Annotated in this window: 14 protein-coding genes, 1 pseudogene and 2 riboswitches; of the genes and pseudogenes, 7 read left to right on the top strand and 8 right to left on the bottom strand. The window is 39.8% G+C overall.

Going from position 1 to position 16,147, the window contains the following annotated elements; genetic code table 11:
• Positions 1–148: 148 nt before the first annotated feature.
• Positions 149–274: riboswitch (adenosylcobalamin (AdoCbl) riboswitch) on the top strand.
• Between the two features lie 94 nt (positions 275–368).
• The 5 genes from NC799_RS11740 to NC799_RS11720 all read left to right on the top strand — a co-directional run bounded on the left by NC799_RS11740 (position 369) and on the right by NC799_RS11720 (position 4,291).
• Positions 369–1,397, top strand: a complete 1,029-nt coding sequence (locus NC799_RS11740) for an ABC transporter substrate-binding protein (RefSeq protein WP_272446635.1) — start codon at positions 369–371, stop codon at positions 1,395–1,397.
• On the top strand, positions 1,397–2,401 hold the full coding sequence (locus tag NC799_RS11735) for a FecCD family ABC transporter permease (RefSeq protein WP_272446634.1): 1,005 nt from the start codon (positions 1,397–1,399) through the stop codon (positions 2,399–2,401). The genes NC799_RS11740 and NC799_RS11735 overlap by 1 nt, the downstream gene beginning before the upstream one ends.
• Positions 2,398–3,180: an ABC transporter ATP-binding protein gene (locus NC799_RS11730; RefSeq protein WP_272446633.1), complete on the top strand. Its 783-nt coding sequence runs from the start codon at positions 2,398–2,400 to the stop codon at positions 3,178–3,180. Before NC799_RS11735 ends, NC799_RS11730 begins: the two co-directional genes overlap by 4 nt.
• Positions 3,181–3,237: 57 nt before the next feature.
• Complete coding sequence (locus NC799_RS11725) at positions 3,238–3,897, top strand: Dph6-related ATP pyrophosphatase (protein WP_272446632.1); 660 nt, start codon at positions 3,238–3,240, stop codon at positions 3,895–3,897.
• Positions 3,898–4,018: 121 nt separating this feature from the next.
• Positions 4,019–4,291, top strand: coding sequence for an HU family DNA-binding protein (locus NC799_RS11720; RefSeq protein WP_272446631.1), 273 nt, complete (start codon positions 4,019–4,021; stop codon positions 4,289–4,291).
• Between the two features lie 61 nt (positions 4,292–4,352).
• Here NC799_RS11720 and NC799_RS11715 read toward each other — a convergent pair whose 3' ends face one another.
• The 7 genes from NC799_RS11715 to NC799_RS11685 all read right to left on the bottom strand — a co-directional run bounded on the left by NC799_RS11715 (position 4,353) and on the right by NC799_RS11685 (position 10,492).
• Complete coding sequence (locus tag NC799_RS11715) at positions 4,353–4,706, bottom strand: hypothetical protein (protein ID WP_272446630.1); 354 nt, start codon at positions 4,704–4,706, stop codon at positions 4,353–4,355.
• 125 nt (positions 4,707–4,831) lie between these two features.
• Positions 4,832–5,017 carry a hypothetical protein gene (locus tag NC799_RS11710; RefSeq protein WP_272446629.1) on the bottom strand — a complete coding sequence of 62 codons (186 nt, stop codon included), beginning with the start codon at positions 5,015–5,017 and terminating at the stop codon, positions 4,832–4,834.
• A gap of 446 nt (positions 5,018–5,463) precedes the next feature.
• Positions 5,464–6,867, bottom strand: a complete 1,404-nt coding sequence (locus tag NC799_RS11705) for a Na+/H+ antiporter NhaC family protein (protein ID WP_272446628.1) — start codon at positions 6,865–6,867, stop codon at positions 5,464–5,466.
• 222 nt (positions 6,868–7,089) lie between these two features.
• Positions 7,090–7,230: a YvrJ family protein gene (locus NC799_RS11700; RefSeq protein ID WP_272446627.1), complete on the bottom strand. Its 141-nt coding sequence runs from the start codon at positions 7,228–7,230 to the stop codon at positions 7,090–7,092.
• 63 nt (positions 7,231–7,293) lie between these two features.
• Positions 7,294–7,506, bottom strand: a complete 213-nt coding sequence (locus NC799_RS11695; protein WP_272446626.1) for a DUF2922 domain-containing protein — start codon at positions 7,504–7,506, stop codon at positions 7,294–7,296.
• 35 nt (positions 7,507–7,541) lie between these two features.
• Complete coding sequence (locus tag NC799_RS11690; protein ID WP_272446625.1) at positions 7,542–7,766, bottom strand: DUF1659 domain-containing protein; 225 nt, start codon at positions 7,764–7,766, stop codon at positions 7,542–7,544.
• Between the two features lie 134 nt (positions 7,767–7,900).
• A complete protein-coding gene (locus NC799_RS11685) occupies positions 7,901–10,492 on the bottom strand; it encodes a lipocalin-like domain-containing protein (protein ID WP_272446624.1) in 2,592 nt (863 codons plus the stop codon).
• Positions 10,493–11,241: 749 nt separating this feature from the next.
• On the opposite strand from NC799_RS11685, the pseudogene bioB reads away from it, so the two are divergent.
• Positions 11,242–12,228 (top strand): annotated as a pseudogene (bioB, locus tag NC799_RS11680) (biotin synthase BioB).
• Between the two features lie 160 nt (positions 12,229–12,388).
• Here bioB and ltrA read toward each other — a convergent pair.
• Complete coding sequence (gene ltrA / locus NC799_RS11675; RefSeq protein WP_272446623.1) at positions 12,389–13,717, bottom strand: group II intron reverse transcriptase/maturase; 1,329 nt, start codon at positions 13,715–13,717, stop codon at positions 12,389–12,391.
• Between the two features lie 844 nt (positions 13,718–14,561).
• Positions 14,562–14,645, top strand: a riboswitch (cyclic di-GMP riboswitch).
• Positions 14,646–14,722: 77 nt separating this feature from the next.
• Here ltrA and NC799_RS11670 point away from each other — a divergent pair.
• Positions 14,723–16,111 carry a DUF5667 domain-containing protein gene (locus NC799_RS11670; protein ID WP_272446622.1) on the top strand — a complete coding sequence of 463 codons (1,389 nt, stop codon included), beginning with the start codon at positions 14,723–14,725 and terminating at the stop codon, positions 16,109–16,111.
• Positions 16,112–16,147 lie beyond the last annotated feature (36 nt).

The following is a 16,147-nucleotide window of genomic DNA, read 5'->3' as shown; positions in this document are numbered from 1 at the left end:
CCTCGTCACAAATACCAACTACTTACTAGTCTACAATAAATGGACACGAACTTGTCGAACAATTTACTTTTTTGTAAAATTTGATTGAAGAAAATAATAGATTACGATATAGTATAAAAGAAAAATAACTACTAAATCTAGTGTTTAGTATACATAGTTTAAGATAATGGATGATGGAAGCTCGGTGAAATTCCGACACTGTCCCGCAACTGTTAAAGTCAGATACGTCGCCTTATCTTTTAGCTATATCCTTCGAGGTAAGAGGATGGCTATCGGCAAATGGATTCGTATGCCTATAACCACCCTCTACTTAATCGTAGAGGGTTTTACTTTGTTGGGAAATTTTAAAAACTTAAGGAGAGAGTAAAATGAGCACAACATGGAAACAAGCTTCTACACTAGTACTGGCATTCCTTCTAGCTTTATTTTTAGTTGGATGTAACACTGGTGATAACGCAGAATCATCAGACAAGGAAACTATACAAGACAACACGACGCAAGAGACAGAAGAAAACACAGAAGAAAGCACGGACACACAAGAAGACAAGGAGCAACAATCGGATAACCAAACAACGTACCCGCTTACTGTAACGGATGCAACAGGAGAGGAAGTTACGTTTGATTCAGAACCTACAAAACTAGTTTCCTTAATCCCTAGTGAGACGGAAGTATTGTTTGCCTTAGGTGCAGGGGAAGAAGTGTTAGCTGTTGATGATTATTCCGATTTTCCTAAAGAAACAGCAGACTTACCAAAGCTAGGTAGCACGTACTCCGGTTTAAATGTCGAAGAATTAATTGCCCTCCAGCCTGATGTGGTATTTATCAATGCTGGCCTCCAAGCGGACGTTGCACAAGAACTTAGAGACCAAGGGTTAACCGTATTTGGCTCCAATCCTGGGTCAATCACAGACGTTATCGAATCGATCGAAACAATTGGATTAATTCTTAACAACCAAGAACAAGCCGAAGCAGTAACAAAAGAAATGACGGAAAAAATTGATTATGTAAAAGAAAAGGTTGCGAATGCCGAGCCTAAGAAGGTATACGCAGAATTTTCCGCAGGGTGGTCTTTTGGTACAGGCGACTTTGCCAATGATTTAATCACGTTAGCAGGTGGGGAAAATATTTTTGCTGACGTAGAAGGTTGGTTTGAAGTTAATCCAGAAGAAGTGATTAATCGAAATCCAGAAGTTATCCTGTTTACGTCTGGGGAAGACGGAGTAACCGAGGACAATAAAGAAGCAATCACAACAAGAGACGGCTTTGAAGTCATTGATGCAGTTAAAAATGATCAAGTGATTGGCATTGACTCCAATAAAGCAAGCCGAGTAGGGCCACGTATTACCGATAGTTTAATCGAAATATTTGAAGCTATTCATCCGGAGTTAGCAGAATAGTGACTAAAAAATTACTTCTCTATGGAGGAGGGGCAACTCTGCTCCTCCTTTTTTCATTTATATTAAGCTTATCGATTGGTTCGTCGATGATCCCAATTAATGACGTTTGGTCAACCTTACTCGGAAAAGGAAATGAAGTAACAGAAGCAATCGTCATCAATGTTAGATTACCAAGAATTACGTTAGCGATTTTAGTAGGTTCTGCCCTCGCGGTTGCAGGAGCAGGGTTTCAAGGTATTTTAAGAAATCCGTTAGCAGACCCTTACATTTTAGGTGTTTCCTCCGGTGCATCAGTCGGAGCTGCCTTCATTATTCTATTTGGCCTACAGTCCGCTCTGTTTGGAAAATATTCGATTCCGGTAGTAGCTTTTATCACTGGTGTGTTAACTTTGTTCGTTGTTATCAAAATTGCGATGAGGAATGGACAACTACAAAAAGAGACACTCATTTTATCAGGAGTCATCGTCCAAGCATTCCTAGGATCATTTATTTCGTTAATGGTCTCGTTGTCAGACACCGTATTAAATGAAATTATTTTTTGGATGATGGGCAGTGTAACGATGCGCGGATGGGAATATCCACAGATGATGGCCCCCTACCTGTTGATTGGAATCATTATTCTCCTAACCCAAGGAAGAGCACTCAATTTATTTGCACTCGGCGAAAGACAAGCACTTCATTTAGGGGTTGCCATCGAACGAACAAAAATGACCGTGTTGATTACCTCGACATTGCTTACGGCAGCAGCTGTTTCAGTTGCAGGTGTTGTCGGCTTTGTCGGCCTGATTGTTCCCCATTTAATCCGCTTGGTCGTTGGTCCAGATTACCGGCTCATCATCCCGTTATCGGTCGTTGTTGGTTCTATTTATGTGTTGTGGGCCGATACGATTGCACGAATGGCACTAATGCCTAAAGAGATCCCGTTAGGTGTTGTAACAGCTTTATTAGGTGCTCCTTTTTTCGCCTACTTATTAAAAAAAGGGAAGAAGGGAATTAACCTATGATTGTTGCAACCAATATTTCAAAACAATATGAGCAACGACAAGTGCTTGCATCAATAGATTTATCGATTGCGGGTAGTGAAATAGTAGGGATCATTGGACCAAATGGTAGTGGAAAATCAACACTGATGAAGCTTTTATCTGGTGCTGAAACACCAACAACAGGTACAGTTCAACTACACGACAAAAGTATTTCAACGTATAAACAAAAGGAACTGGCAAAGGAGATTGCTGTGCTACAACAAGACCCGCTCCCTTCTGTTGGATTTACCGTTCGAGAAATTGTCGAGATGGGAAGGTATCCGTATCAAAGTTGGTTAGGAACCGAGCAGACAAGCAAGCATCCAGAACAGGATATCGTAACAGAAACCATCAATCGGTTACATTTACAGCACTTAGAACAGGAGTTAGTTGACCATTTAAGCGGAGGGGAAAAGCAGCGAGTCGCCTTAGCAAAAGTGATTACACAAGAACCGAAGATTTTGATGCTCGACGAACCAACCACCTTTTTAGATATCGGCTACCAGCTACAAATGATGGAGATCGTGAAGGCGTGGCAAAGAGAAAAACAATTGACGGTTGTAGTCATCCTCCATGACCTAAACATTGCGTCGATGTACTGTGACCGGTTGGTACTTTTGAAACAAGGAACCATCAAAAAAATCGGGCCACCAGCGTCGGTAATCGATGCAGATGTGATTGCTTCTGTTTATGAGACAAGGCCAATTGTCATCAATCATCCAAAATTAGCACACGTTCCACAAATTATTTTAGACAAATAGGGCATGGCTTGGACAAGAGAACATTCAAAGATGATCATAGAAAGGTAGTGTTAGCAGATGAAAGAAAAAATAGCTGTTTCATGGAGCGGTGGCAAGGACAGTACACTCGCACTCTATAAGCTTTTACAAGAAGATAACTATATTGTGGATTCGTTATTTACGACGATAACAGAAGGGTATAACCGAATTAGCGTTCACGGGGTTCGTGAAGCTTTACTTGAACAACAAGCGGAAAGTATTGGTATTCCGTTAAGAAAAATGTACATTCCACAGGAAAGTTCACACAACATCTACAAGGAAAGAATGACTGAACAGTTAAAGCAAATGAAAAAGGACGGTATTGAAACCGTTATGTTTGGGGATATTTTTCTAGAAGACGTACGGGCTTATCGAGAGGAATTAATCAACGAGCAGAAGATGCAAGCAGTCTTTCCTATTTGGGGTGTGCCAACAGAGCAGTTGGTTAAAGAGTTTCTATCGCTAGGGTTTCAGACGGTGACTACATGTATTGATTCGGAAAAGCTATCCAATGATTTTCTCGGTCGAACCATTGATGATTCATTCATCCAACAACTTCCGGAACATGTCGATGTGTGCGGTGAAAACGGAGAGTTCCATACATTCACCTTCACCGGCCCCCTATTCGATAAAAAAATAAACTTTACGGTAGGAGACATAGTCGAAAAAGGCCGCTTCCACTTTTGCGAATTACTGTAAGCAGGGGGAAGCAGGAGGCTGAATACGAAAAAGAAGCCCCCTACCTGTGGTTATTTGTTGATTATATAATGACGTTATGTTAAAAAGTTAATGTACGTATATTGCAGGAGGAGATTTTAAAATGAATAAAACAGACTTAGTAAATCAAGTGGCAGAAGCTTCTGATTTGTCAAAAAAAGATGCAGGTAAAGTAGTTGATGCGGTATTTGAAACTATTTCAGAATCACTTTCTAACGGTGACGGAGTACAGTTAATCGGTTTTGGTAACTTTGAAGTAAGAGATAGAGCTGCACGTAAAGGCCGAAACCCACAAACTGGAGAAGAAATTGAAATAGCAGCAAGCAAAGTCCCAGCATTTAAACCAGGTAAAGCGTTGAAGGACGCTGTAAAGTAAGAAGAGAATAGTTGTGGCATGGGGCACAGGGACAGGCCTGTTTACTGTCCCCTTGCCCCATTTATAAATCCAATTCACGTAACCGCTTACATGCGATTTCTTTAAATTGCGGTAATTCCGTTTCACTCACATAAAATAACTGCTTTAAATCTTCATCACTAAAGTCATTTTTAATCATTTCTAAGATAACCTTTTGCTGTAATTTAGGTAATTTAGCAAGCTTCTCTTCAAAACGTTTAATATTTTCCATCTCATCTGAAGGTTCCGACAAATTCACCGATGCATTGATGATTGTATTAGCGTGTATATCTAACCTCGAAGTAAGCCAAATTGCAGCCCGGACCTCATCTTTGTCTCGTGGATCCACATTAATTAACGCTAAGTCTTCACTGATTTCTGATAAAAAGGATTCCAATTTTCCAACCTCCAATGATTGTTAAAAATGTATGTACTCTGTACTTACCCGAAATCAATGAAGATAAACCCCTTTTTTTGAATGGAAGCGTGGGGACGATTCTCTTGAGCTCCTTTTCTTTTCCTTCAATAAGTACCAAAAGTAAGCAAGAGGTTAGCCTCTTTGCTTCCCTCCTGCATACTGACGATTACCTCATTATCTTTCCGTTGATCAGTCTTTGGTTTGTCTGTCTCATCTGTTTTACTCAAATATACCATCGTGAAACCAATAATGAAGATAAGCATAAAGAAACTAACAACCATATACTTCATAATATAAAAGCCCCCTCATTAAAAATCCTATGACCATTTAATGGCTTTCATGCCTCGGTTTTTGAGGAAGTGTAGTAGATGGAAAAATAGCAGGAAGCACACAGATAATAGGTGAGCCTAACCACTCTATTAATCTTTAGTAGAGGAAATGCCAAAATAAATCAATCTCCCTGCTATCAAAGCAAATAGAAGAGAGCTATTTTTAACCCTCTTCCCACATGGAAATCGTAATATGAACAAAAGCGCAAGTCGCGCCTTCGAAACAAAAAACCACTTGTTTCTGCGATGTCTATTCTTAGAAGTGTTCCTTAGCGCCTAGACTAAGGCAGGCATAAGACAAACCCTGACGCGGCGGTCTTTGCCACAAAAAGGATTGACTAATGACCTCAGGGCTGCTAGGCACTGAAGCTAGACAGCCATTGGCTTTTTTTATACTTTTTTATCTTTTAAAATAGAAATGTAAATACACCGTAAAGAACGGTTGTAAGGATGAACGGGATCAACGTATGTTTCAATTTATATTTGGAATAGCCCATCATATCTAAATCCATTATTTTGGCAATGGTAATCGTTGTACCGCTTAGTGGCGAAATCAACCCACCAAATGTTCCGCTAGCAAAAACAATTCCGATCATTAAAGGAAGCGAGTTTCCAGAAACGTCTGCCAGCGATAGTCCAATCGGCATGATGAGTCCCCATGATCCCCACGTCGAACCAACAAAGTAGGCCAACAACGAGCCTAAAATGAAAGTGATTGGTGGGATGAGTACATCTGGAATCCAGCCCATTGAAAAAGTGATAAATGTAGAAAGACCGAGGTCACTTGTTGCCGCTGATAAGCCCCATACAAGGGCAAACAGAATGAAGGCAGACATTAAGTTGTTACCACCCTCAAAAAAGTAAGCAAGCAGTTTTGGTAGTGGCCATTTTTGCAACATAAACTGAATAAAGGTCAGTAATAATGTAATGATAATCGCGACAAACATTGCTTTCGTAGCATCTGCTGCGATAAAGGCTTGCCAAAATTGTTTGGTTTGCTGGTAACCATCCCACCATGAGAGGAAAATCGATAGGGTAAGAGCTAGCGCTAAAGGAATGATTAAATTTGCCGGTCTGCCCTTGACCGTTTCATCTAACCGATTCTCTTTATCACCATCCTTTTCCACTGGATTTGTAGTTGGAACACTCTCACCGTACAGAGCAAGCTTCGGATGGTTGACGATACTGTAAACTACTGCCAATATAATCGTTACGAACGCAAAAAAATTGTAGGGAATACTTTTTAAGAAATATAAATAAGGATCTTCCCCTGGAGCAATGTCCTTAATGGAAATATCAATGGTCGATGTCATAAACCCGACAAAGGCCGTTGCAATTGGAATTAAGGCAATAACCGGTAACGAACTTGCCTCAATGACGAAACTAACCCGAGCCTTCGTTAAATTTAACCGCTCGCGCATTGCTTTCATAATTGGAGCAATCGTAACAATTCGTAAACTAGGTGATACGAACGTTCCAATTAAAGTAATCCAAATTAATAGAATAGCTTGTTTTTGTGTTTTTACCTTGTCTGCAGCAATTTCAATAAAACCTTTAATCCCACCTGTTTTTTCAATCATGTTGACAATTCCTGTGAAAATGTACAAAAAGCCAATGACTTGAATCTTCGGCTCTTGTGCTAAATTAGCAGTCAGATAGGAAGTCATCGTTTCCATTCCGCCAATTAGTGATGGTTCCTTGATATAGGAAGCAACTAATAGGCCCACTACAAGTCCTGGTAATACTTGTTTCGTCCACACAGCGATTGGGATAATAATTAAAAATGGGAGGATAGATGTCCAGTAACTCATCGCTTTCCCTCTTTTCACGTTAAATGATGCGTCCTAATAAGATGGATTAAAATGTAAAAGAACCTTGCTTTATTAGGATAACCAATAACAAACCATCATACACATAAAACGAGATTGGCTATGGTTCAAAGCCTCCTGTCTAGGTCAGTAGTTTCGGGGACAGGTTTACTGTCCCCCCAAATATTTCCTATGAATCGAACACAAACCTGTTCCCCTTACCTGTTAATTTTTCAATCGTGCTGGTAAAGAAAGAATGGATTCGTTCAGTGTATTTAATTTGGTTTCGACGCGCTGCAATAAGTAAAACGTCACCGCTGCCGGAAAGCCAACATCCGTAACTAGAGAGAGCCACGCTTCCTCCATATCTGTTCCTCCTCTTATTTTAATAGTAGAAAAGGGAGCGTTTCTTACCCGCCCCCTTTATACTTATAGCTGGATATCTGCTACGTTTCGTTCCACGATACGAGCACTCTTTTTAGTTACCAAATCACCACCTGATGAGAAAAAAGCATTTTGTGTAATGATTGCGTCCATCGCTGCATTTACTGCCACAGCGTCAACTGGCTCCACCGGGTTCTCAAGAGAAACTGTTACAACCTTATCCTCTTGGTTACCAAACTTTAATTCTAGTGTTTTCAAACTTGTTCACCTCCTTCCTTACTACCTGTCAAGTATTACTGAGCGGTGATTATTGCGCTGTCATTGTGTCTAATTGAAAATAGTGTCAATGACTGTAAAGGAATAAGCGCTTCCGAAATAGCTAGTAATTGATTCGGTGTTGCTGTTGTTTTCACGTTGTTAAACGTTTTGTTCTTGTAAGTCATATTACCTGACACAGGATCAACACCATTTTCAAAAACTAATTGAAGCCTTGAGTCAACCTTAGTTGAAACTGCCATGCCAATCACCTCCTTTCACTCTTATAATTAGGTGGGAGGAGGTGATTGGTGTCTATTGAAGTGAAAAAAAAGCGCAGGGACTCATCATCCGCTTCCTAGAAGCAAAAGAACAGTCCCTGCGCTTTTTAAAACATCTATTCAGTAGGTGTTAACCCATCCGGATTTTCGTATAGGGAAAGCACTTCATCCCAAGGAAGGGCAACCCCATTATAGACACGAACTTCATCCATTAATCCTTTGAAAGGAGAATCCCAATAGTTTACACCTAAGCCAAAAACAGAGTCAACGGAGTTAAATACATCCGGGAAGTCTCCACCCGAAAACTTGGCTTCTCCATTAATATAAAAGACAGCCGCACCTTCATTCACTGTAAGAGCAAGCTGTGACCACTCACCTACAGGAATAGAGATCCCCGTTATTGCATCATACCACCTGTCACCATTATGCGACCAAACCATTGTGTTTCTATCCCAACTTTCCGGGACTATACTAATCCAATTATTTACACTTTCTGCACCGAAGAATGTAGTTGTAAACTGAGTGATTTGTTCTGGCTTTACCCACAACGACACTGAATACGTATTATCTGTAATCAAACCATCAGCTAAACGCAAGCCAGAATCCCCGTCAAATTGAGCAGCTTGCCCTACAACACCATCAGCAAATGTAATAGTTCCACCAGTATTATCTAGGCGGTTTCCAGTCACAATTGCTTTCCCTTTATCATTTCCAGAATTATCGAACAAACTACCATTAAAGTCATAGTAAGCCGCTAAACCGCCTTCTTCTTCTGCAATCACGGTAAAAGTTACCGTTAGCGTATCATTAACATCTCCCAATGTTATCGTAGCTACTAAGTTTATCTCCGCATCACCAGACTCAGGACTCGGCCTTGTCACTATTCCGTCTGTAGAAACTACTTCTGGATTAGATGACTCCCATGAAATTTGGGCACCTTTAGTTGCCTCAGTAGGTAGCGTCAAGTCATTAATCACCTGTTCCGGGAAACTGGTATTTAATTCGTTTTTGATAGCATCTACTACTTCTTGGTCCGATGAAGTTTGCCCATGACTACCCCAAATTACAACCCCTTCATCTGACATGGCGCTAAACGTCATTACCCAGCTTTGAGAAGTAGGATCATATTGGCGAATAAACACTCCATTGTAAGTACTTTGTGAACCATCATTATTATTAATCGTTAAATCTGCTCGGTAACTACCATAGAGTTTCCATGTACCCGATACAGCACCAGAAATGGTATGATCTTTATTTAATTTCACCCATGTTGACTCAGTCAGTTCACTCGTAATTTCTTTGCCATGGTTAATGTACTTATAGTCACCCGTTACATCTTTTTCTGAAAGTTTTTTAATCGTTTCACCTGCATAACGATATGGTGTTGGAACAGGCCACTGATCTTTATTTTTAAACGTTTGGTGAACTCGTACTTCGTGCATCTCCCCTTGTTGTGGGAAACGAGTATGTGTAACGATAAACTCTTTATCAAGCTCTTCATCGATTAAATAAGAGTTATGACCCGGTGATAGATAACCGGTACCTATTCCTGTGCCAGGCTCACCAAGTTCTCTTTTAAATAAGAAGTTCCCAATCATTTTGTTACCAATATCTTTATGGTCATCATTACCAGGAAAATTCCCTACCCCCATATCAAATGACTCAGGAAAAACAGCAGGATTTCCCTTTGCATCCACATATGGACCATCGGGGTTTTCAGATCGAAACTGTCTCATTTGATAGCCACCATCTGATGCTAAACCACCATAAGAAATGTATAGATAATAATAACCTGTTTCCTTATCATATACCGCATAAGTTCCTTCAGCAGACCTGCCATAACCAGCCGCAATTTTTGTTCCAAAATATCTATCAATCATTCTACCGTCTTCCGTTATTCCATCTTCGCCTGGGTATATTGGAAGTCCAGTTTTCTTATCTAGTTCTAGAATAAATGTTCCACCAGACCACGAACCATACGTCATATATAACTTATTATTCTTGGCACGAAGGATATTCGCATCAATTGCGTTTGTGTATAACGCATTATTAAAGTTACCTTCCTCAGTAAACCATTCCGGATTAGCCTCATCAAATACACCTTCATCAATAAGGTCTGCGATATTCGTATTCTCCCAGTTTTTATTAACATCACTGTTTCGATCATAAGCATCCTTATTAGTAAACCCTGAATACATAATCGTATCTACGTATTCGTACGGGCCTTCAATATTCTTCGACACCGCTATACCGATTGCTGAGCGGATGTAAGTGGATGACACACTATAGTAGATCATATATGCACCACGTGTTCCATCCTCATTTACATAATCTTTATTCCAAAAAATTTCCGGAGCCCACACCGCAAAGCCACCAGCGCTGTCTGAATCATCCTCTCCTGCCCATTCAAATGATTCAGCAAGGTTTGCTGATAAATCACCATAAATTTGGTTATTCGGTGTAGTGTATCCATTCGTAAATTTATCCCAATTCACTAAGTCCGTTGATTTAGCCCCTTCAATGTGAGAACCAAAAACATAGTATTTTCCAGTTTCAGGGTCTTTAATGATAGACGGATCGTGAACAGAAGCATTTCTAAACTCTAGCGGTTCGGAATTACTTTGTTGTTGCTTAGCAAAAACGCTACCTGGTACGACCAACAACATAATTAGAAAAATAGATATTAATCTTTTAGCATATTTTCTCATCTCTATTCTTGCTCCTCTCTAATTTACCTAACGAAAGCGCATACATGTTTTACATCCATAAAGGAATGAACAAAAAAGTGAGTTTGATTAGTAGTTTACGACATTGGGTTTTGGTTGTTATTTCTCTTTTTAATGGATATCTTTGATGTGATAAAACCTTTTTAATAATTCAAAGTTGCCGACGAAGAAGTAAGCGAATAAGTTATACGTACCAATATCAAATCACTGTTCCCCTCGATATAATCCCTCCATTTCTTAGTGAATATGGTTTCAACAAGGAAATAACTCGCGATAAGGTTTTATAAAAACCTTTGATTTAATGTTACTACAAAGCAAAATATTTCACAAGACTATACTTGACCATACAAATTTTTAAAAGAATCAGGCAACTTGTAAAATAAATTATCAATTTGTTCTATTATAGTTGTTAATCGTTTAAACGCAGAGATGTTTCTTCCGCTTCCTAAAAGTAAAAGAAACGCCCATGCACTTTAGTTGTTAACTAATTAGTTTAAATGGTTGACATAATTGTTTGTTTCTTTTATGAAAATTCTCTGAAACTAAGAAAATATTAAATCGAACTTGGATGTTAGTCCCCATTCCGAAAGATATCCTTTTTACATGCTTTGCAGGTTTACTAGCACTAAGATTGCAAAAAAGTATCAATACCAAGTGGACAAGCAGTTCCGTTTCTTTTTAAGGAGTAGTTTAGCCTATTTTATTAAAAAACTGAGTAGGGAGGAACAACTATGACTACTAATTGGTCGTTAATGGCTGATGCGGTTTTAAAAGGGAATGAAATCACAAATGATGAAGCGCTAACAATCCTCAATTGTCAAGATGAAGAGCTTTTGTTGCTCGTAGATGGGGCTTATAAACTACGACGCCACTATTACGGTAACAAAGTAAAGCTCAATATGATCATTAACGCTAAATCTGGTTTATGTCCGGAAAACTGCAGCTATTGTGCACAATCAGCAATATCGCAAGCACCAATCGCAACATATACGATGATCAACAAAGAACAATTGCTAAAAGGTGCAGCTCAAGCAGTACATGCAAGTGTTGGTACCTATTGCATCGTTGCAAGCGGAAGAGGACCAAGCAATCGTGAATTGGAAACTGTCGCTAATGCGGTTGAGGAAATAAAACAAAATTACCCTATTAAAGTTTGCGCATGTTTAGGCTAACTCTAGCCAGGTCAGGCGGAAAGGTTAAAGGCAGCAGGTGTTGACCGATATAACCATAATATCAATACCTCAGCAAACCATCACCCGAGCATCACAACCTCACATACATACGAGGACCGAGTTGCAACGGTCAATAAAGCAAAAGCAGCCGGAATATCCCCATGCTCTGGTGTTATAGTGGGGATGAAGGAAACAAAACAGGATATCATTGACATGGCACGGACTCTACATCAGCTCGACGCAGATTCCATTCTCGTCAATTTTCTTCATGCCATTGACGGAACTCCGTTAGAGGGAACAAATGAACTAAACCCACGCGATTGTTTGAAAATACTGGCATTATTCCGGTACATCAACCCTACTAAGGAAATCAGAATCTCAGGCGGCCGGGAAGTCAACTTAAAAAGCATACAACCATTAGGTCTGTACATTGCCAATTCAATTTTTGTTGGTGACTATTTAACAACAGCTGGCCAAGCAAGGACAAAAGACCAACAAATGCTAGAAGACCTCGGCTTTGAAGTCGATTTTAACCAAAAGGAATAGAATAAGAAAAGCGCAGGGCGCTGAAGCTTGACGTGGCTGTCGCTGAATATTATCCATTCTTGGATTTTTTTTTGTAGAGTAGGGCTAGGATTCACATCCATAGCCCCCTCGCAGAACCGTGCGTGCGGTACTATCGCACACGGCTCCTCCCATTCTTCCTTCACTGAATATAGCTTATATGGCTTCGAAGTTCATAGATGTTCACCTTAGTTCTTGGTCTAGGTAAAGGAAATCGTTTAAGGAATAAATTGAATTTCTTCCATGTAAACGACCTTTTCTGACTTCTTCGGTTCAGCCACTTAAATAACAATTTACTTAATTCATATCGGTAGTTGTTGACTGCCTGCACATTATCTGTAATACAGTAGTAATTGTAATACCCAGTTAGTGACCTTGTCATTCGCTCCATAATGAACGATGTTCCTTTCGTTCGATTGGCTTTAAGCCACTCCTTACTCTTGTTTAATTTTGCCTGCATCTTTTTCCTACTTGTTTTACGTTTCACCCGAAAGCTGCCATCCTTACTCTCGCTGCAATAATGGGTGAAACCCAGAAAATCAAAGGTTTTCGGTTTCTTTATTCCCTTGCGTTTACAGTTTTCTTTAGCAAAGCGTCCAAAGGCAATAACCTTCGTCTTTTCTTCTGCCACCTCGAGATTGAACTTATTAAATCGGTTCTCAAGCAGTTGATAAAATCGATCGGCATCTTTTTTATAGGAGAAACAGCAAACAAAATCATCCGCATACCTTACTATGTATGCTTGACCTTGACACTGTTTTCTAATGACTTTTTCAAACCATAGGTCGAGTACATAGTGCAGGTAGACATTCGCAAGGATTGGTGAAATTATCCCACCTTGAGGCGTTCCCTTATCTGTGTATAGCCATTTCCCCTCTTCCATATAGCCCGCTTTCAGAAATCTTGCGATTAGCCTCAGAAGTCTGGGGTCGGCAATACGGTGTTCAAGAAATACCATTAACCATTTATGGTCAACTTTGTCAAAGAAACTTCTAATATCAGCGTCTACGATATAGTTGGTGTAGCGCTTTTCAATATATACATTAAGCACTTTCAGTGCATCGTGACAGTTTCTATTTGGGCGAAACCCGAAAGAAGAATCTAGAAAGTCATTTTCATAAATGGCATTGAGGATTTTCGCAATTCCACGTTGGACAATTTTGTCTTCGTATGCTGGAATCCCCAAAGGTCTCTTCTTATTGGAGCCTGGCTTATCGATATAGGTTCGTCTAACTGGGAGCGGACGATAGCTTTTCTTCTTTAGTCGATTAACTAATTTCTTAATATTCTCGTCTAAGTTCTCGCCATATTCCGCTTTAGTCACCCCGTCTATTCCAGTTGCTTTGTTTCCCATCAATTCATAGTGGCATTGTTTTAATGCCTCCTCGTTTAATAGATGGGCTAACGATGTGAATTTCATCTTTTCATTTGTTTTGGCTAATTCAGCTATTCTTATTAGTTTTGTGTTCATAATCTTCCTACCTCTGTGTGCAGTTATGTGTCCCCAATAAGAGCAAAGATTGGGGGACATCACCTTTCCTCCTCCAGTGTTACCTGTAATCATCAGTACTATGTGAGTCCTCCGACTTCCTATTCAGCATTTGGCATTCTCGCTTTATTATCACTTGTTTGCCATACTTTCCTGTTTAGAAAGACTGAATAGGACCTCCCAAGTTGCCATATCTTAACCATGTCCAGCGTGCCAAGGTCTCAGACCCCGGGGGAACCTACTCCATCTGGCCATTTTACGATGGATAGGTGTTGCTTTCTGAGAGTATAACATCATCAGCTTTCCCATTTTATAAGATTACGGGGCTCAGTCCCTTCAACCACTTGGCTTTCCGCCCACTGGCTCGCTACCTACGCTTAAAGATAGAAGTTACCTCCTATCCTCCAAGGTTCGCTACAGGTGAGTGGCTAGTTCTTACCTGACGGGGTTCCCACCCGCTATAAGATATGACCTATGCTCGGTCGCTCTATACTTTCTTACCTTATAAAATGAAACTTCAATTCAGTGGGGGGTTTCTTCATCCCTACCGATTATTTAGTTGAACCAATCGGGCTTTTACGAGCCGGTTTTCCCCCACCTACACCTCTCATTTCTCTTAAAGTCCCCGACGTGGGGGTATCTGCACGTTAATGCGGGACAAATCAAGAGGGACAAGGTTCCTGTCCCCCTGTCCCTTCCTTGGAACCTACCATGATAGACATATTTTTCATGCGTGAAATCTAATTTAGAATAATAAATATTCCCTCTTCTGGGTTTATGTAGTATATTTATTGTATAAATGTCGAGCGAATAATAATCGTACCTCATTTGAAAAAGGCAAATCTACTGAAAAGTAGAGACGCAAAGTTACAGGCCTATGGTTTTTAACTATGGTGGCTGAACCGCTGAAGAATGCAGAATGACGACGAACTTAGTCTTTATTCAAGGTTCTTCCAATTCTAAAAAAAATTTTGGAGGGATTTTTTTATGTTTAAATTTGACAAAACTATTCGAAATGTACTTTCTACAAGTTTTATAGCAACTGCGTTTGCTTTTACTTTAGGAACTGGCCAAGTCTACGCAAATGAAGATGTCCCGCCAACTAACACTCAAGTTCAAGTAGGACAGACAGTGGTGGAAAATACAACAGGAACAACTAATTCGCTAGACTTAACGGCAGATTCAACTATAGTAGACGGGCAAACAGCTGAAACTGGCGATGTTATTTCAAACGAATCTCAAGAAGAGCCATCTCTACTTCCTGGTGATTTCTTCTACTTTTTAAAATCTCTTCGTGAAAATTTACAACTCGCTTTAACTTTTGATGATGTAAAAGAGGCCGAATTGTTAGCTTCATTTGTAGAAGAACGCATTAAAGAAGCAGAAGCTTTAATAGCTAGTGGTGACGCAAAACGAGCAGAAGAAATTCTCAAAAAGGCAATTGAGCAACAAGAACAAGCACTAGCAACATATGAAAAAACAGAATCAACAGAAGAGTCACCTGCAACAGAAGGTGATGATGATAGTCAGGTAGATGCTACTGACGTTGAAGTAGATCCAGTTCGTGCTGCACTTGAAGCAAAATTCTCTGCTAACATTTTATCTATTACAGCCGCTCTCGATAAAGTTGAAAATCCCCAGGCCAAAGAGGCACTAAAAAAGAACATTGTTAAGGCACAAGAAAAACTAGAGAAGAAAATGAAAAAGAAACTAGCTAACATGGAAGAAATTGACCTTTCAGATGAAAAACGTGTTGAGTTAGAACAGAAGTTAACATCCGGTGCTATTGATCAAGAAGAATACGAAGATGAACTTGCTGAACTTAATGAAGAGCTAGTAGTAAAACAAAACGAGAAGCTTGAAGAAATTGATGAAGAAGCAAGCGAAACGGCAAACGATGGTACTAAGGCTGTCAATGGTGAAGACAAGAGTAAAAAGGTACTAAAGCAAGCTAAAAAAGAACAAGAGGAAGCCGAAAAACGAGTTGAAAAAGAGCGAGAAGAAGCCGAACAAGCTAAAGAAGAACAAGAGGATGCTGAAGAACAGGCTGAAATAGAACAAGAAGACGCCGAACAAGCTGAAGAAGAACAAGAGAATGCTGAAAAACTGGCTGAAAAGGAAGAAGAAGAAGCCGAAGAACGAGCAGAAGAAGAACAAAACAAAGCTAAGAAAATGACTGAAATAGAACAAAATAAAGCTGAAGAAGATGAGAAAGAGCAAGAAAAAGCAGATAAAGAACAAGTGAAAGCTGTAAAGGCAGACAATTCTATCAAAGAAAAGCAGAACAATCGTGACGACGATAAAGTTGAGAAAACGGACAGTGACGATGAAGATGATGAAAGCGAAGATAGTGAAGAAGAAAGTGACGAGGAATAAGAGGAATAATTGGAAAGAGGAGGATAAACCTCCTCT

It is taken from the genome of Aquibacillus salsiterrae, assembly GCF_028416595.1.
GTDB classification, from domain to species: Bacteria; Bacillota; Bacilli; order Bacillales; family Amphibacillaceae; genus Aquibacillus_A; species Aquibacillus_A salsiterrae.
Note: the sequence above shows the minus strand (reverse complement) of the source record. Positions and strands in the feature narration are given on the sequence as shown.

Excerpts from the sequence above, each read along its gene's own strand:
- NC799_RS11685 (WP_272446624.1), bottom strand. The coding sequence starts at position 10,492 with ATGAGAAAATATGCTAAAAGATTAATATCTATTTTTCTAATTATGTTG.
- NC799_RS11740 (WP_272446635.1), top strand. The coding sequence starts at position 369 with ATGAGCACAACATGGAAACAAGCTTCTACACTAGTACTGGCATTCCTT.
- NC799_RS11700 (WP_272446627.1), bottom strand. The coding sequence starts at position 7,230 with ATGGAGGAAGCGTGGCTCTCTCTAGTTACGGATGTTGGCTTTCCGGCA.
- NC799_RS11670 (WP_272446622.1), top strand. The coding sequence starts at position 14,723 with ATGTTTAAATTTGACAAAACTATTCGAAATGTACTTTCTACAAGTTTT.
- NC799_RS11730 (WP_272446633.1), top strand. The coding sequence starts at position 2,398 with ATGATTGTTGCAACCAATATTTCAAAACAATATGAGCAACGACAAGTG.
- ltrA (WP_272446623.1), bottom strand. The coding sequence starts at position 13,717 with ATGAACACAAAACTAATAAGAATAGCTGAATTAGCCAAAACAAATGAA.
- NC799_RS11705 (WP_272446628.1), bottom strand. The coding sequence starts at position 6,867 with ATGAGTTACTGGACATCTATCCTCCCATTTTTAATTATTATCCCAATC.
- NC799_RS11710 (WP_272446629.1), bottom strand. The coding sequence starts at position 5,017 with ATGAAGTATATGGTTGTTAGTTTCTTTATGCTTATCTTCATTATTGGT.
- NC799_RS11690 (WP_272446625.1), bottom strand. The coding sequence starts at position 7,766 with ATGGCAGTTTCAACTAAGGTTGACTCAAGGCTTCAATTAGTTTTTGAA.
- NC799_RS11725 (WP_272446632.1), top strand. The coding sequence starts at position 3,238 with ATGAAAGAAAAAATAGCTGTTTCATGGAGCGGTGGCAAGGACAGTACA.
- NC799_RS11720 (WP_272446631.1), top strand. The coding sequence starts at position 4,019 with ATGAATAAAACAGACTTAGTAAATCAAGTGGCAGAAGCTTCTGATTTG.